This is a genomic window from Micromonospora peucetia, assembly GCF_900091625.1.
Lineage (GTDB): Bacteria > Actinomycetota > Actinomycetes > Mycobacteriales > Micromonosporaceae > Micromonospora > Micromonospora peucetia.
The window spans coordinates 1,421,894-1,441,908 of record NZ_FMIC01000002.1; the positions used below are offsets into that span (position 1 = coordinate 1,421,894).

Annotated in this window: 17 protein-coding genes and 1 tRNA gene; 11 read left to right on the top strand and 7 right to left on the bottom strand. The window is 69.2% G+C overall.

The annotated features are described in order from the left end of the window. Positions 1–8 precede the first annotated feature (8 nt). Genes GA0070608_RS06670 through GA0070608_RS06700 form a run of 7 tightly spaced genes read left to right on the top strand, consistent with a single transcriptional unit; the run spans position 9 to position 7,874 of the window. Positions 9–1,574 carry an amino acid adenylation domain-containing protein gene (locus GA0070608_RS06670; RefSeq protein ID WP_091623474.1) on the top strand — a complete coding sequence of 522 codons (1,566 nt, stop codon included), beginning with the start codon at positions 9–11 and terminating at the stop codon, positions 1,572–1,574. Continuing rightward, a complete protein-coding gene (locus tag GA0070608_RS06675) occupies positions 1,567–3,996 on the top strand; it encodes a condensation domain-containing protein (protein WP_091623477.1) in 2,430 nt (809 codons plus the stop codon). The genes GA0070608_RS06670 and GA0070608_RS06675 overlap by 8 nt, the downstream gene beginning before the upstream one ends. Positions 3,997–4,011: 15 nt before the next feature. Further along, entirely contained in the window at positions 4,012–4,770 is a 759-nt protein-coding gene (locus GA0070608_RS06680; protein ID WP_091623480.1) for a HalD/BesD family halogenase, read from the top strand. 5 nt (positions 4,771–4,775) lie between these two features. Then, entirely contained in the window at positions 4,776–6,002 is a 1,227-nt protein-coding gene (locus GA0070608_RS06685) for an argininosuccinate synthase (RefSeq protein ID WP_091634465.1), read from the top strand. Continuing rightward, positions 5,999–6,919 (top strand): methionyl-tRNA formyltransferase, encoded by a 921-nt coding sequence (locus tag GA0070608_RS06690; protein ID WP_091623483.1) that lies wholly within the window; start codon positions 5,999–6,001, stop codon positions 6,917–6,919. The genes GA0070608_RS06685 and GA0070608_RS06690 overlap by 4 nt, the downstream gene beginning before the upstream one ends. A 54-nt stretch (positions 6,920–6,973) precedes the next feature. After that, positions 6,974–7,345 carry a VOC family protein gene (locus tag GA0070608_RS06695; RefSeq protein ID WP_091623486.1) on the top strand — a complete coding sequence of 124 codons (372 nt, stop codon included), beginning with the start codon at positions 6,974–6,976 and terminating at the stop codon, positions 7,343–7,345. A gap of 4 nt (positions 7,346–7,349) precedes the next feature. Continuing rightward, the gene (locus GA0070608_RS06700) at positions 7,350–7,874 is read left to right on the top strand and encodes a flavin reductase family protein (RefSeq protein ID WP_091623491.1); all 525 of its coding nucleotides are present in this window, start codon (positions 7,350–7,352) and stop codon (positions 7,872–7,874) included. Positions 7,875–7,913: 39 nt separating this feature from the next. Here GA0070608_RS06700 and GA0070608_RS06705 read toward each other — a convergent pair whose 3' ends face one another. Then, positions 7,914–8,429 (bottom strand): hypothetical protein, encoded by a 516-nt coding sequence (locus tag GA0070608_RS06705; protein WP_091623494.1) that lies wholly within the window; start codon positions 8,427–8,429, stop codon positions 7,914–7,916. A gap of 210 nt (positions 8,430–8,639) precedes the next feature. Here GA0070608_RS06705 and GA0070608_RS06710 point away from each other — a divergent pair, with 210 nt between their 5' ends. Continuing rightward, a complete protein-coding gene (locus GA0070608_RS06710; protein WP_091623498.1) occupies positions 8,640–9,905 on the top strand; it encodes a DUF11 domain-containing protein in 1,266 nt (421 codons plus the stop codon). Positions 9,906–10,205: 300 nt separating this feature from the next. Then, positions 10,206–10,463 carry a hypothetical protein gene (locus tag GA0070608_RS06715; protein WP_245715720.1) on the top strand — a complete coding sequence of 86 codons (258 nt, stop codon included), beginning with the start codon at positions 10,206–10,208 and terminating at the stop codon, positions 10,461–10,463. Positions 10,464–10,685: 222 nt separating this feature from the next. On the opposite strand, the gene GA0070608_RS06720 is transcribed toward GA0070608_RS06715, so the two are convergent. Both GA0070608_RS06720 and GA0070608_RS06725 read right to left on the bottom strand, forming a co-directional pair. After that, positions 10,686–10,758 (bottom strand) — tRNA-Arg (locus tag GA0070608_RS06720). A 599-nt stretch (positions 10,759–11,357) separates the two neighbouring features. Further along, positions 11,358–13,091, bottom strand: a complete 1,734-nt coding sequence (locus tag GA0070608_RS06725) for a hypothetical protein (protein ID WP_218107497.1) — start codon at positions 13,089–13,091, stop codon at positions 11,358–11,360. 507 nt (positions 13,092–13,598) lie between these two features. Between GA0070608_RS06725 and GA0070608_RS06730 the strand changes: the two genes are divergently transcribed. Continuing rightward, positions 13,599–13,817 carry a hypothetical protein gene (locus GA0070608_RS06730; protein WP_091634469.1) on the top strand — a complete coding sequence of 73 codons (219 nt, stop codon included), beginning with the start codon at positions 13,599–13,601 and terminating at the stop codon, positions 13,815–13,817. A 9-nt stretch (positions 13,818–13,826) separates the two neighbouring features. Here GA0070608_RS06730 and GA0070608_RS06735 read toward each other — a convergent pair whose 3' ends face one another. Continuing rightward, positions 13,827–14,129, bottom strand: a complete 303-nt coding sequence (locus GA0070608_RS06735) for a DUF4193 domain-containing protein (RefSeq protein WP_091634472.1) — start codon at positions 14,127–14,129, stop codon at positions 13,827–13,829. 1,014 nt (positions 14,130–15,143) lie between these two features. Here GA0070608_RS06735 and GA0070608_RS06745 point away from each other — a divergent pair. Next, entirely contained in the window at positions 15,144–15,341 is a 198-nt protein-coding gene (locus GA0070608_RS06745; RefSeq protein WP_091623507.1) for a hypothetical protein, read from the top strand. Positions 15,342–15,730: 389 nt separating this feature from the next. Here GA0070608_RS06745 and GA0070608_RS06750 read toward each other — a convergent pair whose 3' ends face one another. The 3 genes from GA0070608_RS06750 to GA0070608_RS06760 all read right to left on the bottom strand — a co-directional run bounded on the left by GA0070608_RS06750 (position 15,731) and on the right by GA0070608_RS06760 (position 19,986). Beyond that, positions 15,731–17,329 (bottom strand): B12-binding domain-containing radical SAM protein, encoded by a 1,599-nt coding sequence (locus GA0070608_RS06750; protein ID WP_141719415.1) that lies wholly within the window; start codon positions 17,327–17,329, stop codon positions 15,731–15,733. 146 nt (positions 17,330–17,475) lie between these two features. Continuing rightward, positions 17,476–18,906, bottom strand: a complete 1,431-nt coding sequence (locus GA0070608_RS06755; protein ID WP_091623516.1) for a Gfo/Idh/MocA family oxidoreductase — start codon at positions 18,904–18,906, stop codon at positions 17,476–17,478. Positions 18,907–19,008: 102 nt separating this feature from the next. Further along, on the bottom strand, positions 19,009–19,986 hold the full coding sequence (locus GA0070608_RS06760) for an Ldh family oxidoreductase (RefSeq protein WP_091623521.1): 978 nt from the start codon (positions 19,984–19,986) through the stop codon (positions 19,009–19,011). Between the last annotated feature and the right edge of the window lie 29 nt (positions 19,987–20,015).

The window sequence follows — 20,015 nt, forward strand, 5'->3', positions numbered from 1 at the left end:
GATGTGCGATGCAGACCCGTTCCCTCTACGACTGGTTCCGTACGTCAGCCCGGCTGCACCCGGACAACGTGGCGATCGAGGTCGCCTCGGACGCACTGACCTACGCCGAGTTGCGGGCCGCGGCCGAGCGGTTGTCGGCCGCCATGCAGCGGGTGCCGGGGCGGCCACCCCGACGGGTCGGGCTGCTCACCTCCCGCAGCCTCGTCGGTTACGTCGCCTACCTGGCCGCGCTGCGGCTCGGTGCGACGGTGGTGCCGCTCAATCCCGCCAATCCGGCGGCCCGCAACCTCGCCATCGCCGACGAGGCGGGGCTCGACCTGGTCATGGTCGACGACACCTCCGGCGACGGGCTGGCCGAGTTCCGGGCGCAGACCACCGTCACGGTCCTCGACCTGACCGGTGAGGGCTGGCGCCGGTTCCTCGCTCCCGGCGGCGGCCAGGAGGTCCCGCCGGAGGTGGAGCGGGGCCGCGACGACTTCGCCTACATCATCTTCACCAGCGGCACCACCGGAAAGCCCAAAGGCGTGCCGGCAACCCACGCCAACGTCGACTCGTTCCTCACCGAGGTGATCAAGAGGTACCGGTTCCGGCCCGAGTCGCGGGTCTCGCAGACCTTCGAGATGTGCTTCGACGGCTCGATCCTGGCGATGTTCGGCGCCTGGGGCACCGGCGCCACCCTCTGCGTGGCCCAACGCGGCGACGTGCTGACGCCGGTGCGCTTCATCAACACGAAGCGGCTCACGCACTGGTTGTCCGTACCGTCGCTGATCTCGTTCGCCAAGCGGCTGCGGGCCCTCGCGCCGGACAGCATGCCGACCCTGCGGCTGAGTTCCTTCGGTGGGGAGCCGCTCACCATCGAGCAGGTCAACGACTGGACGGCCGCCGCACCGAACACCGCGGTGATCAACTGCTACGGCCCGACCGAGACCACGGTCATCGTCACCGCGTACGAGGTGCCCGCCGACCCGGCCGCCCGGATCGAGTCGTCGAACCGGTCGGTGCCGATCGGGGACATCTACCCGCACCTCGACTACGTGCTGCTCGACGAGGACCTGCGCCCGGGCGACGACGGCGAACTGTGTGTCCGCGGCGAGCAGCGTTTCCCCGGCTACCTGGACCCGGCGGAGAACGCGGGCCGGTTCGTCTCCTTCGACGGCGACCGGGGCCGGCTCTACGACGGCACCGGGCCGCTGACCGCCGAGCACTGGTACCGCACCGGCGACCGGGTCCGCCGCGAGTTCGGCGAGTTGGTGCACCAGGGCCGGATCGACCACCAGGTGAAGGTGCGCGGCAACCGCGTCGAGCTGGCCGAGATCGAGGCCGCGCTGCGCGCCCACACCGACGTGGTGGAGGCCGTGGTGCTCACCGTGGCCGGCACCGACGGGGAGTTGGACCTGCACGCCGTCTACACCGGCACGTCGCTCGCCGACGACGACCTCACCCGGCTGGTGGGGCACCTTCCCCCGTACATGCGGCCACATGCGTTCCACCACCGGGCCGAGATCCCGCTGACCGAGGTCGACAAGGTCGATCGCAAGCGGTTGACCTCCGAACTGCTCGCCCCCCGTGGCTGAGCGGCGCGCCGGGGCCGCCCCGGACCTGATCCCCGCCACCGCCATGCAGGAGTCCCTGTGGTGGGTGCACCAGCGGGCTCGCAACCGGTCCGTCTACCACCTCACCTGGCGGCTCGCGGTCGACCAGCCGCTCGACGAGGCGGCGCTGCTCGTCGCCTGGCAGGCGATGGTCGACCGGCACGAGGCGTTGCGGACCTCGGTCGTACGCCAGGCGGACGCCGTCACGTTGGTGGTGGCGCCCCGGATCGTGGTGGGCCTGCACCGGGTGGAGGTGGACGACCCGGGCCCCGCCGATCCGGGCACCCTGCTGCGGCTCGTCGCCGAGGAGGTGCACGCCGGGCCGATGGAACCGGAGACGGCACCGCTGGCCCGGATCACCCTGGTCCGGGTCGGCGACCGGCACGAGGTGCTGCTGACCGTGCACCACGTGGTGCTGGACGGTTGGGCGGTCCAGTTGCTCGTCGGCGAGCTGTCCGAGGCGTACGCGGCCGTGCGGGAGGGGCGTGCCGTGAGCTTCGCGGCCGACCCGGTGCCGTTCAGCACGTACGCGCGAGAGCAGGCGGCGGCGCGCGTGGACGGGCGGTGGGACAAGAGCCTGGCGTACTGGTGCGACGCGCTCGCCGACGCCGCCTCCGCCGTGCTGGAGCCCGACCTGCCGGGCGAGGTGGCCAGCGGTGCACCCGGTGCGATCCTGCGCTACGGCTTCAGCGTCGAGGCGGGCGCCGGGATCGCCGCGCTGGCGAAGGCCACCTTCGCCACCCCGTTCGCGATCATCCTCGGCGCGGCGCAGCTCGTGCTCGCCCGGGCCGGCGCCGGACCGGACGTGGCGGTGGGCGTGGTGACCGCGAACCGGATGACCGCCCGCGACCAGGCGTTGCTCGGCTACACCGCCAACCTCTGCGTGGCCCGGGCCAGGGTCACCGACGCGGACACCGTCGCCGGGGTGGTGGGCGCCGCCCGGGACGGGATGTGGCAGATGCTGGCCCACCAGGCGGTGCCGTACCCGGTGGTGTTCGGGGCGCTGCCCGAGGAGACCCGGACCGCGCTCGGTGACCCCGCGCCGCTGCTGCTGAGCTACCTCGGCCCGATCGGCACCGACCTGCGACTCGGCGCGGTGCCGGCGACGCTGCTGCCCAGCCCGAACCGGGCCGCCCGGGCCGACCTGGCGATGTCCGCCTGGGAGGCCGACGGCGGCTACCTCGCCGAGATCGAATACCACACCGGGCGGTACCGGGAGAGCAGCGTGCTGGCCCTGCTGCACGACCTGGACGCGGTGCTGGCCGACGGCGGCGCCGAGCCGCAGCGCACGGTCGGCTCGTTCGACGTCGCCACCCGAGCCCGTACCGGCCGCGCGGCCCCGGTCGCCGTGGACGCCGACCGGGCGGCCGGCCCGCTGCCCGAGTCGACGGACTGGCAGCGGGTCGTCGCCACCTGGACCGACGTGCTCGGCGGCCCGCCGGCCGGGCCGGACGTCGACTTCTTCGCCGCCGGCGGCAACTCGCTGAGCGCCCTCCGGCTGGTGGACGCGCTGGCCGCCGACGGGCAGCCGGCGGTGGACGTCGTGCGGTGGCTGGGCGAGCCGACCCCCCGCCGGCTGGCCGACCTGCTGGGCAACGGGTCGCAGTCGGCGCCGGCGGAGTCGACCCTGGTGGGGCTGCGGGACGGCCCGGGGCCGCACCTGCACCTCGTGCACGGCGCCGGGGGCAGCCCGCAGGACTACCAGGACCTGCTGGCGGAGTTGCCGGAGCACTGGCGGGTGACCGCCTCCCGCGACAGCGCGGAACTGCCGACGGTGCCGGCGCTGGCCCGCCGGTACCAGGCCGACCTGGACGCCGCCGGCCTGGTCCCGGACCTGCTCGGCGGGTGGTCGTTCGGCGGTCAGGTCGCCTACCAGATGGCCGCCGACCAGGTCGGGCGGCGGCCCGCGCTGGTGCTGCTGGACTCCGCCCCGCCGGTCGGCTACGAGCTGCCGGCCGACGACGTCCGGCAACGCTTCGACACCTTCACCGAGAACATCCACCGGGCTCTCGACCTGGAACCGGACGCCCCGAGGCCCCGGGTGACGGGCGGTACGGAGCCGGCCGGCTTCGACGAGCGGCTGGCCGTCGGCACGCTCGCGGCCTGCCTGGCGGCCGTCCGGCAGCCCGTGCCGACAGCGCTGTTGGCGCACCGGTGGCGCAGCTACGAGCGCCACGTACGGGCCAGTGCCGAGTACGTCCACGACGGCCCGGTCGACACTCCCGCGCTGGTGATCGGCGCGGACCTGCTCGACGCGCAGCTCACCCAGTGGGCGGCCCGGCTCGGGGCACCGCGGTCCCAACGGATCGGGACCGACCACTTCGGAGTGTTGCATTCCGCCGCCGTGGCGCTGGTGGCGGCGGCCGTCATCGATTTCGCGCGCGTCGCGGCGGCGCGAGGTTAAACCAAGGAGGAATCCGTGTTCGACTCGAGAGTCTTGTACCAGGAACTGCGGGAGCATGTGGAACGCGACGTCGCACCGGACGACATCGCCACGGCCCGCCGCGACTTCTCCTACCTGGGGCACGCGAAGGTCTCCTTCGTCGCCCCCGACAGCGTCAAGAAGGCGGTCGCCGACGAGGTCAACGAGCTGATCGACAAGGCCGGTACGCGACGGGACCTGCGATTCGCCGAGACCGACTACACGCCGCGCCGGATGCGCAACGTGACCCGGGCCGAGATCGCCGAACTGGGCACCGTGATCACCCAGGTCTACACCGCCGAGCCGATGCTGCGGGTGCTGTCGGAGGTGGCCGGCGAACCGGTGCACCCGTGCCCGTACGAGCCGGAGCAGTTCGTCATCACCTGCCTGGAGAAGGACGGCGACACCCACGGCTGGCACTGGGACGACTTCGCCTTCGCCCTGGTCTGGGTGGTGGAGTGCCCGCCGGTGGAGCATGGCGGTTTCGTCCAGTGCGTGCCCGGCACCACCTGGAACAAGCAGCGTCCGGAGATCAACCGGGCGCTGGTCAGCCGGCCGATCTACTCGATGGAACTGTTCCCCGGCGACCTGTACCTGATGCGGACCAACACGACGCTGCACCGGGTGGCCCCGGTCCGCCAGGGCCGCCGCAAGATCATCAACATGGGGTACGCCTCGACGTCCGACCTGACCCGCGACTTCACCCACGAAACCATGGACCAACTGTGGGCGACCGCGCCCGCCGGAGAGGTGTGACCATCATGTCGACTCGGAACAACATCGCCCCCCAGCACATCGTGCTCGCCTTCTCCGGCGGGCTCGACACCTCGGTGGCCCTGGTCTGGCTCAAGGAGCGCTACCGCTGCCGGCTGACCGCCTTCATCGCCGACCTGGGGCAGGGCGAGGAACTGGACACCGCCGCCCGCAAGGCCGAGAAGCTCGGCGCCGACGAGGTGCGGGTGGTCGACCTGCGTGAGGAGTTCGCCCGGGACTACGCGTTCCCCATGTACCGGGCCAACGCCCTGTACGAGGGGCAGTACCTGATGGGGTCCTCCATCGGCCGGCCGCTGATCGCCGCCGCGCAGATCCGGGTGGCCGAGGAGGTCGGCGCCGACGCGGTGGCGCACGGGGCCACCGGCAAGGGCAACGACCAGATCCGCTTCGAGATGACCTTCGCCGCGCTGCGTCCCGACATCACGGTGATCAGCCCGTGGCGGGAGTGGGATCTGGCCTCCCGCAGCGACCTGCTCGCGTACGCCGGCCGGCACGGCATCGAACTGGACCTGAGCAGCGGCGAACGGCCGTACTCCATCGACAGCAACCTGCTGCACACCTCGTACGAGGGAGAGGCCCTGGAGGACCCGGCGCAGCCGGCGCCGGAGGGCCTGCTGTTCCGGGTGCGCGACCTCGCCGACACCCAGGACGAGCCGGAGACCGTCGAGATCCACTTCCAGGGCGGCAACCCGGTCGGCGTCAACGGGACGCCGCTGTCGGCCAGCGCCGTGCTGGAGGCGCTCGACGAGATCGGCCGCCGGCACGGGATCGGCCGGCTGGATATCGTGGAGAACCGGATCTTCGGCATGAAGACCCGGAACATCTACGAGGCGCCATCGGGCAGCCTGCTCTGGCACGCCCACCGGGCGGTGGAGTCGCTGGTGCTCGACCCGGAGGTGGCCCAGCTCAAGGAGGAGCTGATGCCGAAATACACCGCCCTGGTCTACCGGGGCCTGTGGTTCGCCCCGGAGCGGCTGATGTTGCAGACCGCCATCGACTTCAGCCAGCAGGACGTCACCGGCGACGCGATCCTGCGGGTGCACCGGGGCACCGTCCAGGTCATCGGCCGCCGATCCCCGCACAGCCGCTACGACACCGCGTTCGCCACCTTCGAGGCGGACGACGTGTTCGACCAGCGGGACTCCTCCGGCTGGCTGCGGGTCAACACCGTCCGTTTCCGGGCCGGGCTGGCCAACGGGGCGGCGAAGCGGTGAGAGTCGTCTTCTTCGGGTACGGCCAGTTGGGCGCCACCGTCCTGCGGGGCATCGCGCCCCTGCACGAGGTGCTGCTGGTGCTGACCCACCGGGCCGAGTTCAGCGGGCTCGGCGAACCGGACGTGGAGCTGGCCGCGGCGGAACTGGGGCTGCCCGTGCGCTACTCGACCACCGCCCGCGAGCCCGACCTGCACGAGCAACTTCGCGAGCTCGCACCGGAGGTCATCGTCTCCACCAACTGGCGGACCCGGGTGCCGCCGGAGGTGCTGCGGATCCCGGAACACGGCGCGGTCAACACGCACGACGCGCTGCTGCCCGCGTACGCCGGGTTCGGCGCCGTCAACTGGGCGATCCGCAACGGCGAGGAGGAGACCGGCCTCACCGTGCACTACATGGCGGAGGAGCTGGACACCGGGCCGACGATCACCCAGGCCCGCGTGAAGATCGGTCCGCACGACACCGCCGGGCAGATCCTGGAACGACTCCTCGCGGAGTACGTGCCGATCACGCTAGAGGCGTTGGACCGGGTCGCCGGAGGGCACCGGGGCGAACCGCAGCCGCCCGAGGGGGCGTCGTTCTACCACCGGATCGGGGTCGAGGACACCCGGATCGACTGGCGGGACAGCGCCACCACGATCTGCGACCTGGTACGCGGCCAGTCGGACCCGTTCGTCAACGCGTGGACGACGCACCGCGGCTTCCGGTTGTGGGTCAAGGCCGCCACCCGGCCGACGCGGGCGCACGGTGGCACTCCCGGCCGGATCGTCAAGGCCGACTACGGCGGAGTGGTCGTCGCCAGCGGCGGGCCGGGCGACGGCGACGACCGCGGGGTGGTGCTGCTCCAGGTCTGCACCGAGACCGGGCCACCCGTGCGCGCCATCGACTACTTCACCACCTTCGGCGAGTACCTTCACTGACACGGTGACCGGGGGCACCGGTCATCGCGCCATGACGATGACGGGAGAGGTCGGATGATCGGTCGACTGCACTCGGTGGTGCTGGACTGTCCGGACGCCGAGAAGTTGGCGGAGTTCTACGTCGAGCTGACCGGCCTGGAATGGGCTGACAGCGACGGGTACTGGGTGACGCTGAAGGGCTCGGACGGGCATCCCCGCCTCTGCTTCCAGAGCGTTCCCGACTACCAGCCGCCGCAGTGGCCGGATCCGACCTTCCCGCAACAGGCCCACCTCGACGTGGAGGTGGACGACATCCAGGAGGCCGAGCAGGCGGTGCTCCGGCTCGGGGCAACCCGGCTGCGCGGCGGCGGGAGCCGTAACCACGGCTTCCGGGTCTACACCGACCCGGCGGGGCACCCGTTCTGCCTGGTCTGGGGTCAGGACTGACACCATGACAAGCCAGGACCGGGCAGTGGAGTTCCGCCGTACCGCCGGGGCGTTCGCCACCGGCGTCGGCATCGTCAGCAGCGTGTACGACGACATCCCGCTGGCGATGACGGTCAACTCGTTCACCACCGTCTCGCTGAACCCCACCCTGGTCCTGACCTGTCTGAAGCACCGGAGTCGACTGCTCGGCCAGATCCGCGACTCCGGCATCTTCGCGGTCACCGTGCTGGCGGCGGACCAACGGGACGTCGCCCGTTGGTTCGCCGACGCCCGGCGGCCCTCCGGCGCGGCCGCGTTCGCCGGCGTCCGGGTGCACCGGGCACCGGCCACCGGCTGCCTCGTGTTCACCGAGGGACTGGCCTACTTCGACTGCCGGGTGCGCGACCTCTCCGACCAGGGCGACCACTCGGTGGTCATCGGGGAGGCGGTGTCCTACGGCGCCCTGAACCCGGCCAAGGCGCCGCTGTTGTACCTCAACGGGTCGTACCGGTCGATCGCGGTGGCACCCTCGGCGGTGTCGGCCGCCTAGCGGGCGGCTGGGCCGCTACGACCCAGCCGTACGAGACGGTCATGTCGAGTTACTCCGACGCAGCCGCAGAGCCACGGCCACCAGTCCCGCGACAATGACGGCCAGCATCGCACCCGCCATGAGCCACCAGCCCGGCAACTGCGCAGGCGCCGGTGCCGCCGTGGCAGGCATCGAGACCGCTGCGGGCGCGGATGGCGTCCCCGGCAGCGGGCGGATCCCGATACACAACCCGGTGGCCCCGCCGGCGGAATTCACCCGGTACCGGGTGCCGGCATGGAAGTCGTACCCACAGCTGGCCTCGTTGCGGCTAACCCTGAGCCTCAGCGTGGCCCCTTGCCCGGCGCTGCCCTTCTCGACCGACTCGACCGCGAGTCGAACCGCCTTGCCCGTCACCTCGGTGACCGCGCCGACGACGATGAGGTCGGCCCGCTCATCCTGCTCACCCGGTCCCAGGGCGCAGGAACAGGCCCACGCGGGCTCCGCCGGTGAGACGAGCACGACGAGGCCGAAGCCGAGCGTGGCCAGGGCAAACATGATCACGGCGCGCAGCATCATGCCATCACCGACGCGCGCGAGACGCCCGGGGTTCCGTTCAGCGCTGGCCGAATGCTGGGCCGCCAGCACCCGATTCTTCGATATCAACGGTTGGAGGGAAGGGCGCGCGGACGTAACGGTGGTCACGATCGTGGCGCTCTACTAACGGAACTCCGACGTTCCCGAGGATCGGGCCGCCGGCCCGGTCGATCCCTCCGACGTTAGGACGTGATGTCCGTTCAACTCCGCTCCACCCGCCAACACCTGCTCCGTAGCGGCCTCGCGATCGGCGCGCTGGCCGCAGTCGGCACCGGCCTGCTGCCCGCCGCCCCGGCCGTCGCCGCCCCGGCCCGGGCGGACCTGGTCGTCGCCATCTCCGTCGACCCCGTCGAGGTGCCGGCCAGCGGCGGCTCATCGAACCTCACCCTCGACCTACGCAATTCCGGTACGAAGGCCAGCCAGGACGTGACGGTGGCGTTCACGCTGCCGGCGGGGGCCTGGTTCTTCACCGACGGGTTCGTGATCCCGCCGAGCTGGAACTGCGACCTGCTGGGCACGGCGACCTGCACCCACGCCCCGCTCGCCGCCGGGGAGGTCGCCGACACGCTGGCCATCCCGTTCGGGATGCCGGCCGGTACCGCCGGCGACACGCTGACCGTCACCGCCACGGCGTCGACCGGCATGGAGTCGTCGACCGCCAACAACACCGGCCAGGCAACCCTGCGCTACATCCCCAGCACCGTGGATCTCGACGTCGTGCCCGCCGTCACCACCCAGCAGCTACTTCCGAACGAGCAGGCGCAGCTCGTCACGTCCGTCCGAAACACCGGGAACTCGCCCTCGGGCGACGTCACCGTCACCACCCCCGTGCCGACTGGAATGCGCGGCTGGGAGACGTACAACGAGGGGTGGGACTGCGCGTTCGGTGACGGCGTGGCAGACGGCCGGACCGGCTGGCGGTGCGTTCACGGCCCGCTGCAGCCGAACCAGACGAGCGAGCCACTGACCTTCGCCGCGAACCTGACCGATGTCACAGCAGGCGACGTCGTGACGATTGAGGCGACCGCGTCGACGACGTCGACGGAGACCACCCTGGACAACAACACGGCGCGGGACACCGTCACGGTGGAGCAGGGCGCCGTCGTGCGCGGCATCGTCTGGGTGGACAGCAACCGCAACGGCGTGCGGGACGCGACCGAGGGAGGTGCCCCGGTCGGCAACGGCGGGATCGACCACCTCGAGCTGATCCCACAGACCCCGGGCCAGCCCGGCTACACGGTCACCGTCAACCCCGACGGCACCTACGTCGCGTACGCCCGCTCAGGCACCTACCGTGTGGAGTTCTACGTGCAGGACCCGCACGAGTTCATTGACTCGGTCGACTCGGACCTGATCTACCACTGGAACGAGACCGGTGGCTACAACAACTACGGCTACACCGACTGGTTCACCGTGGCGACCGGTGACCAGGTCACCCTGGACGCGGGCGTGAACTGACAATCCTCGGCGCCGTGCCGGGCGGTCCGGCCTCCGCGGCCGGGCCGCCCGGACCTCGTCGTGGGCCCATCGGGTGGCGCGGTTGCGCGCTGTTCGTGTTCGGGCCCGCGCGGTTGCACTACACGCTGGCCCGCGGTGACATCATCTCGAAGGCCGCTGCAGGCGAGTACCTCGCGCAGTTGTTCCCTGGGTACGCCGATCTCGCACACCGAGCGGTCCGCTGGCGTACGGGCGAAGCGGAACGGTTCACCGCCACAGACCTTGTCGCCGCAGGCGACAGTGTCAACGTGGTGGCCGACGATGCGTGGCGTCGCATCGGAAACTGATCCACCGTCCTCGACGTACTCCAGGGTATGGGATGAGGCCCGGACGGAGCCCGACCCCGGACCGGCCGGCCTTACCCTGGCCGGCCGACCCTCCGACCTGCGGCACGCCGGGGTGTCGCTCTGGCTCAACGCCGGGCACCCGGTTGACGTGCTGCTCAAGGTGTACGCGAAGTGCCTCGACGGTGACCGCAGCCGGATGAACGAGCGGATCGAGGCGGCGCTGAGCCGATGATGATCACTGGTGGGATGTGTGGGCCGCGGCGATGCTGCGGCCCGTCCGCGTTGCAGCGGCTCTGAGCTGGGGAAACAGGGCCGCTCAACCGTCGAAGATCGTTACACGCATCTGCACGGAAAGCTGTAATCGGTGGCTACGGGTGACACTGGCTGCGCAGGTCGACCGATCGACGCGATGACGCATCCGCTGCTCAGATGGCGTCTTTGCTGATCTTCGAGGTGCCCCCGGCAGGATTCGAACCTGCGACACACGGTTTAGGAAACCGATGCTCTATCCCCTGAGCTACGGGGGCGCGAGGGCCTAGTCTAGCGACCTGCGGGTTCACCTGGGGTGGCAGGGAGTGGCCCACGTTCACCTACCTCACCCGTACCCCGTGTTCGCCCAGCCCAGGACCACACCCGGAGCACACGAACCCCGGTTGCGACCGGCGGCCGCCGCGGTGACCCGCGTTGGCACCGGTTCACCCGGGTTGGCATCCGCTGGAGAGCACACACGCGCACATCGTCGATCATTGTCGATGCTTTGTCAGGATGCCTACCGTGGGCGCCGCCACCGGAGAACCTACGGAGGGCTCACCTCGGGATGGCATCGCTCGGACCCGCCGCGATTCTGACTCTGACGGCCCCGCCAAGCGTCCGCTCACAGCCGATGAGCGGGCATTCGGGGCTTCCTGGAGCCAGGTGCCGACCTGATCCGCGAGGTAGCGCCGATGTCTGCGCCGGTCGGCCGCACACCGCTGCCCACCGAATGGAGCGAGTGAACATCGATCACACCGGAACGCTGCTCACCCGATCCATTCATCGTGCCCGCACCAGGCACCCATACCCACCGCACGTGACGAGTCCCGGTACGTGCGGACAGGGACGGCCCTTCGCCAGTTGGGCTTGAGGCCTACTCGTCGTTGCCGGTCGTCGCCTCGGATCCAGTCGGCTCCGTACACGTCGTGCCGGCGATCTCGCCCTTACTGCCCGACTCGATGGCAGCGTGGCTCCGCCGTTGAAGCTCTTCGCGTTCGACGTCGGGGATAGTCATCGACTCGGCGAGCACGGCGGCAAGCGTGTCCACCTGACTGTTGTCGATGTCGACCTGGAAGTGCCATCGGATGTTCTCGTCGCGCGTGATGAGGTCGATCGCCGAGCGTGAGCTTTTGTCCTGGCTGGTCACTGCTCGGACGTACCGCACCCGTTCGATCGGGATTTCCTGATGAATCTCGCCCTGCTCGAGGAATGTGTTCGTCTTCGCCGTGATGATGCGGCGATCGGTGACGGCGACAAGTATCTTTGTCGTCGCCTTGTCCCTCGCTGCTGCCAGCATTTCCATCGCTCCGTTGAGGATCGAAGAAATGGGGTCGGAAGCATCGGGCTGATCGGGGAAGCCGAGGACGCGGAGGGTCTCACCGTCCTCGAGGAACCATCGCAGAATGCGGAGGTACGGTTCGAGATCCAGCGATTCGGGTGCGCAGACGGCGCCTGGCGCCTCCAGCGGAGGGGCCGGCGGATGGAGAGCATCGGCAAGCGGCTGGATCGCCTCCAGGAGACGGGCGGAGGTTTGGCGGGCAGCGGTCGAGCCCTTCCGCTTGCCCGACAGCGGCAGTGTGCCGCGTCCGGGGAGCTCAACGATGATGCGTAGTTCCCGGGTCAGCGAGTCGACGAGGCTGGTCGCCTCGGGGAGAGCGGAATCGAGCGCCGTACGGGTATCGCGCGCGATGACGTCGACGAGCCGTGCCTCGTCGACGTCTTCGGCTCCAGCGGCTCTAGCCCGCGCGGCGTGCAGCGCCTGATGTCCGGTCCATGCTTTGAGGGAGGACAGCAGGGCGTGTGCGTCGAAGATTATCGCCTCGGCGTTCGTCTCCAGATATGCACGGCGGCCCTGCGTGTCGTGACGGATCTGCCCGATGTGATTACTGACGTTCAGCCGGTACAGCTCAAGCTGCTTACGCAACGACGCTTCATTGCCCGCGATGCTGTTCCACAAGGAGGTGGGTACCGATTCGATCTCTCGCGCCTGGTCGACCGCGCGATCGATGCTAGCGACGAGCGCCGTCAGTTCGGCCCACTGCTCGTGGCGGATGGTCGTGAGTACCTGGCTGGTCAGCGCGATGTTGGTTCTCGTGAGGCCGGTGACCTCACTGAGCTGCATCTGAAGGGCGATCATGGCCAGCGCCGGCCCGATCGTGGCCGCAAGCTGCGCCGCACCCACCGCGGCCACTGGGATGAGGCGGGCCTGACCGACTATCTTGCCGTTGGCGAATATCGCGCCGAGGTTCGCGCCGTCCTTGACCGCGAGCGTTCCGCCTGCCTTCAGCAGGGCCTGTGTCGTGCTGCTGAGCCTGTAGAGCCCCTGTGCGCTGGCGAATGCTTTTCCGAGGTTGCCGGCCGCAGTCGCCGTGTTGCCGATCGAGGCGAGAAATGTGGAGATCTGCGTGCGGTCGGCGGCCGGCACGAGCCCGAAGTCAATCAATTCGAGTTTGAGCACCGCCGGGACCTCGCCGAAGACGACAGCAACTCCTGGGAGCACCTCCGCCAGGACCGTCGATGCCGTCGTTGAGTCGATGTCCGAGTCGGGTGCCGGTCTGTCCACAACAGGCGAATCGACGGTTTTGCGCTGACCGTTCTCCTCAGGCACGGCGCTCCATCGAGTCTGAAGGGTCTTGCATGCGATCTCCTCCCCGCGGGCGCGCAACGGCCAGACGTCGTTGGCGCTCGATGCCGGAGAGTGTACGGCTCGACGCCCTAAGTTCAGACGCCGCCGAGAGTAGAGCACGTTTCACTCGCGAACAATCGTGCCGCGCACCCTCCCTGGCCTCACCCCCCGTACTACATGAGGTGTGCGCTTCTGCCGCAGACCGCATGCCCGCAGCCGCTGCCGCCCGACCTCAGAATTCAGTTGGCCGCTTGAAGGCTTTAGATCTAGGGCGGCAGGGGAGATCGCCAGAGATGCTGCGAGAACGAGTCGACCGCACATCGTCCGGCCACGCAACGACCAGACGGCCCTGAATCGTCTACGACATCAGCTCGACAGGTCCGGTACGGAGATCCTCTGCCGGCCGGCACCGTGGCGGATCCTGACGCTCACGTCTTTTCAAGATCATTATGTTTCGTCTGCTTGCCCGCGGTGCTATACGGTCAGCAGGTGAAAATCGAGCGTCACTGGTGGAATGGGGACCGGAGTTCGCGGGGGCGTCGCGACGTCTACATCCGCACCGACGGCCAGCGGTGGGAAGTAGAGGCGCAGACCGGCGGCGTCGCGGGCCGGTCGAAGCTACACGTCTGTCCGAGCCAGACGTCGGCGCAGATCCTCGCCGATGCATGGCTGGGTGTTCGTCCGGGCTGGCGGGAACTGGTGCCCTGACGGCGAACGTCAGGAGCACTCCCGGCAGACCTCCCGACCATCGGGCTGCGCGGCGAGCTGACTGCGGTGGTGCACCAGGAAGCAACGCGGACATCGAAACTCGTCCGGCTGCATCGGCACGACCGCCACGGTGAGTTCCTCGCCGGACAGGTCCGCGCCAGGCAACTCGAACTTCTCGGCAGCCTCGGCCTCGTCGAGGTCGACTCTCGGTGACTGCGCCGCCGCGCCGCGCGCCTTGAGTTCCTCCAAGCCGTCGTCTTCAACCTCAACCGCCGGCCGGCGCGGTGCGTCGTAATCGATGGGCTTGCTCATCGTGATGGCCCCTCCGGTTTGGTCCACGGTTGCCACGACGGTAGACCGCGCGGGTCATGTCGTGGCGCTCAAGAGAGCCGTGGAAGGGTAGCGCTCCCCCCTGAAGGCGAGGGGCACCATAGGCAGTGATTGCCCCTCCCAACGGCGAATGGCTCCGCACTCCCCCGGCCATGACCGGCCCTGAAGAGCGCTGGGAGGGACAGCAGGTCACGTACGACCATGCGAGCAGCGCAGCGGGGCCGACGCCATTCAGCGCCGTTCAACGCGCCCTGCTGCTCCCGCTCTGCCCCCTGTCACCATCGCCGCGGACACCGGAAGCCGTGTACCGACGAAAGCTCCAGCAACGGATCAGCCGCTTCGGCGGTTACCCCACTGGCGAGGGCTCTGGACCGAGCTCCGGCCGCCGGGGTGCTGACCCTTTCCATACGGTTGAGGCGAGGCCACCTTGCCCTTCGCGCGTCGGGCAGCCCGATTTGCGTAAACGGCAGCCTCGTCGGTCTCGGTCTCGGTCTCGGCCGTGGTTGGCCTGTCGGCGTCCTCGGCGTGGACGTCTTGAGCCGGCTCAGGCTCCAGCATCGGTATCTCCCTGGATTCGTGGGTGCCCTGCGGACCGTCGCCAGCCGGCGGACGCGGACGGCTCGACGCCGGTGGGGGCACCTTGACGGTATCGCAAGGCCGGGCCCGTCCGATCGACGGTCCGTGGCCCAGCGCGGGTGGCGACGCCGTCCGGGACGTGACGGTGCCGTTGCCGTACCGCACGTCCGCATCCCGGTCGAGCAGGGCCGCCAGCATCAGCGACGCTGGTCCACCGCGGACGTCGACGGCCCAGCGGGCTGGCTTGCGGCGCGACGGATGGCGACGACGGGTATGGTGCGGTGTGTGCCGCCGGGCGGTCGCCGGCGATCCAGGTACCGCCACCGGATGCCAGCGCGAACGCGGGCCTGTCACGAAGACGGCGTGGCAAGAATTGCCCACGACCCAAGGCACTCCTCTCCCGAAGATTCGGACTGCTGCATGATTCTGAACGGCAATGATCGTCCGGCGTTGTTTCTCGCCACCCCGGCCGCCGACGGGCTCGACGACCCGGGCGTGACCTTCGACGGCAGCGAGGAGGCGATGCGGCGACTACGCCATCCGTTCGCGGTGAACCCGGCCCGTCCATCGCTGCGGCCGACGGCAACCGCGAGCGACAACCCGGAGCAGCGCGTCTGATCCCGCAGGTCGAAGGCCACCTGCTCCAGTCGTCGATCATGCGTTGTGTGGTGGCCGCCGGGCACCCAGCCCACCGTCGACTGGCAGGCCGAGACCGAGGAGCGACCGACCGGCCGATCAGCCCGGCGATCCGGCCGCGCCGCCACCGGCGGCCACCTGCGGGGACCGGCCGGTTCGCGACCGGGGGTTGGCCACGGTGACCAGCGCTGGCGCCGGTCACCCCGGGTTGACCCCGGCTGGAGAGCACACTCCTCCTCGATCGTGCGAAATCATGAAGGCCCCGCCGTCGGGGCAAGCCGCGGCGGGGCCCAGCCGGCCCGCCGGCATTGTTGCCACGGCGGCCACGGCGTCCCGGCGGGCGCACCCGCCGGGTGTTCGTCGGGGACGGTTCAGCTGCTGGCACCGACCGGGGCGGGCTTGATCAGGAACGGGTTGGGGTCGGCGTCGTAAACCAGCTTGAGGTCCTGGTACAGGACGTCCACCTCGGCGTCCACAGCAGCAAAGACCGGTGCCGTCCGCGCCTCCTCCTCGGCCTCCATTTCCAGCAGAGCGGCCGAAGACGGCTCACGCCGGGCCAGGTCCAGCGCCTTGCGCATGAAGTCCAGATCCAGTTCACGCAGCCGCTGCAGGGCGGGCTCGAAGGACCGCATCTGCTCACGGTTGATCGCCTTGGGGGCGGCCAACGGATCGATCGCCTTGTCGTACGAGGGCTGGTGCGCCACGTGCCAGCGCTTCATCGCGTCGTACACCGCGCGAGCCGCTTCGTCCCGCACCGAGTAGACGTAGTTCTGACCCACCAGCGGCAGGGGTTCGTTGTCCGTACGCCGGTTCAGGATCTTCGTCCAGGGAGTGCCCTCCGCAGCGTAGAGCTCTGTGAAGGCGCCCTTGGTCACCAGCCACGGGTACTGGCGGTACGCCTCGTAGTTCTCCTCGAGTTCATCCAGCACCGTCTCGGAGTCGAACAGGATCATGCCGCCCTGGACCACGTAGTCGAGCTTGCGGAGCAGCCGGAGCGCCTCGTGGTTCTGCTCGACGGTGGCTGGCTTGCTCCACCGGTCGAGCACCCTCTGCGAGAAGTTCTCGACACCCACGAAATACGACTGGAAGCCGGCCCGCTTCAACTCGCTGAGAATGTGCTCGTCCACCCGGTCCGCGCGCAGGTAGGTCCACATGGTGAGGTCCAGGCCGTTGGCCTCGATGGCGTCAGCGAAGCGGGTGCACCACTCCCCGTCACGCGGCGGCTCGATGAAGGAGTCGTCAACCACCTTGATGTGCCGAGCGCCGAGCGCCTGCAGTTCGACGAGTTCCGCGACGATCGACTCGATGCTGCGACTGCGCCAGCGCGGCGCGGACGCCTTGGTCTGGAAGGCATTGATGGAGCAGAACAGGCAGTGGGCGTTGCAGCCGCGCGCGGTCGAGATGTGCGCCGCACTCCCCCGCTGCAGGGCCGTGGTGGTGTAGTCCCTGCACGGGAAGGGGTACGAGTCGAGATCGGCGGACCAGATCGCCGGCCGGTCGTGCTTTACCCTGCCGTCCACGTGGTAAGCGGCGCCCGGGACGGAATCGACGTCCTTGCCCTGCAACCGGTCGGTCAGGGCGAGCACGGTCAGCTCCGCCTCACCGCGCACCACGTAGTCGAACCCGGATTCGAGAAAGTACTGCGTCTGGAAGGTGGGCCCGAACCCACCCACCACCGCCGGCACCGACGTCAACTTCTGCTTCACCAGATTGGTGGTCTCGATGGCCTGCGTGCTGTTGAAGCCATAGCAGGCAAAGCCGTACCAGAGCAGGTCGTCGACCTCGGTGATCCGGTCCGCCAGCTGGCGAGGGCTCAGCCCTTCCAGCCAGGCGTCGATCACAACGACGTTGATGCCCCGGTCCCGCAGCATCCGGGCGAGGTAACCGAGACCGAGGTTCTCCTCGGCTGTGCGGTGGGACGTCGTACCTGGCGTGGCCAGGACCACGCTGTTCTTCACGGAAGTCGACACTGGCTCTCCAACGGAGCTTGAAGGGGGATGGGGTCGGGGGCCGGCGAGCAGCAGCTAGGCCGAAGGCCGGGAACGCAGATCGGAGGCAGCGAGGAATGCGCCGCGCAGCACCGAGGTCCGCATGTTGGCGGACGGGGTCGGACCGGTCACGGGAGCGGGCTGATGAGCTCGTCGAGCAGCAGGGTCTTTGCCGGCGGAACAATGCCGGGACCGCTCTGGTACTCCTCGGCGATCAGCTCGTAGAAGGCAGAGAACAGCCGCATGGCGAGCCGTTGCTCCTGCAGGGTCGCGAAGTGGGAGAGGTGAAGCGCGTCCACCTCGTATCCGCCGGAGGCCAGGATGAAGGACTGCGTCAGCTGCCGCGGGGTGATGGTCTGCTCTTCGTAGGCGTTGGAGTACTCCGTCTTCCGATATTCCTCGCCCAGCGATGGATGCTGACGGCGGATGGTCGTGATGGAGTCGCCGTAGAAGACCCGGTCGTTCTTGATGAGCTGCCAGTTCTGCATCATCCCCTGGTGGATGTCCAGATAGACCTGGGACATCCGGCCACCCGACTTCTCGTTGGCGGGGTTCAGCACCTCCTTCTCGTAGCCGTTCTCCCGCGGCGCGTACGTCGAGTGGTTCGAGGTGTAGGTGATCACCCCGATCGGGACGTTTTGAGCGTCCAACACCTGGACGACAAACGAGAAGTCGAGCTCGCACGCCAGGGTCCGCGCCGGCAGCTCGACGTCCTCCAGCGCGAGGTCCCGCTCGCCGGTCAACTCCATGAGCTGCTGGTACCGTCTGCCGGCGAGGTAGTCCCGCACCCGGTTGACGTAGCTCAACGAGACGCGCAACTTGGCCGCCCGGCCGCGGGCCATCTGCAGATACCAGCCCAGCGTGTCCACATAGTGGTAGCTGGAGTGGGCCAGACCGCCCACGCCCTCGAGGTATCCGTGCGCCCCACCCTTGAGGAACTCGATGGGAAACCGGTGCAGGCCGCCGTTGACGATCGCGTTCAGGAAGGTGATGCCTTCACCGGTACGCCGGTGGACCTCGTCCAGATGGGTGGCGATGCTCAGGAAGGGGGTGAGAGCTCGGCGGCGCAGCGGCGTGCCGAAGAGGTAGTCCGCGCGCTCACGCACGGCCGCCCGCTCCAGGGCCAGATGCTCGTCGAAGGTCGTCCAGATCGCAGCGGCCTGCTCACGGTCCCAGGAGGCGTCCGGCATCAGCACCGGCGGCTTGTCACACAGCACGTTGATCCCCCGCTGGAGACCCCAGCGGGAGTAGGTCTCGTGGTGGGCAGGGCCGCTGGCCACGAGCACGGCGTCGCATCCGTTCTCGGCGACATGGCGATCGAGGGCGCCGACGACTTCGGCGTCCGAACGACCGACCGTGTCAATCCACTCCGGCCGGTCGGCGGCGACGAGTTCCCGGCCGGCCGGGCGCAGCGCCGTCGGCACCGGCTCCACGGGATCGACGATTCCCGTCACCCGCACGGGAACACCGTTCCGCTTCATTTCGAGAACTGCCGGATGATGGTTAAGTTCTGCCCACCAGCCACAACCTCCGGCAATCAATAGCCTGATCTCGCGCATGACGCCTCATTCCGGAAAACCTACTAACGTACCGTTCAGACTATGTGAACAACGACGCCCAAAACAGCGTGCAGAGGCGGCAAAACTGCTCACCCGGCCGGTTCAGACGTCGTCACCGCGGCAGGCCCGCAGAAACTCCCGGTACCGGTCCTCACCAAGCTCGACCAACCCCGTTCTGGCCGTTTCAGCAAAGCGGGCACCACTTTCCTCACCCGGCAGTCGTACGGGGACGGCCGGGTTCTTCGGGCGACTGTGCCGCAACTCCGCCAGAAATCGGGAATTATCTCGCTTGAAGTCCTCGATGCTGCCGAATCGCGCCGGATCGACGGCGACGAAGAAGTAGCCGAGGTCGGCCGGCGACCGGATGGCCGATCCCATCGGCGTACCCAGCAGAGAGCCGGTCAGCAACTGGAGCACGAGGCCGACCAGAAAGCCGCGGTGTTCGCCGAACCCGTCCACGGCGCGTACCTCGGCCGGAGTCGTCGTGTAGTCGCCCGCCCCGTTCAGGAAGGTCTCCTCCGGCAACGGGTCGTCGAGCAGCAGGCGGCTCATCGGTGCCTTGGCAGTCGCCATGTCGATCACCAACGGGGTGGTCGAGGTGGGAAACCCCGCGGCCAACGGGTTGGTGCCCAACACGGCTTGGGTGCCACCGAACGGCGCGACCGCCGGCTCACAGGAGTTCGTGACGATCCCGACCAGGTCGGCCTCCGCGATTCGGCGGGCCCACGGATCCAGCATCCCGTACCGCTGAATGTTCGTGAGGCCGACGAGCGCGATCCCGTGCCGCCGAGCGCGCTCGATCACCAGCCGCACCGCCAGGTCCGCCCCGACCGGCCCGAGTTCACCCTGCCCGTCCAGCAGAACGCACGCCCCGGTGTCGCGCACGACGACCGGTTCACCATCGCGTTGCCGGTACTGCGCCAGCTCCTTGCAGAACTTGCTGAGACCGTGGGTCTGCTTACCAAGCCGCTCGGCGTCGACATAGTGCTCCGCGGTAATCCGCGCCGCCGCCGGCGGACAACCCGCCGCCTCCAGCGCTCGACATGCGGTCTGGATCAGATCATCGACGGAGACCTTCATACGCCCTCCTACCCGCGCTGTCCGGACGC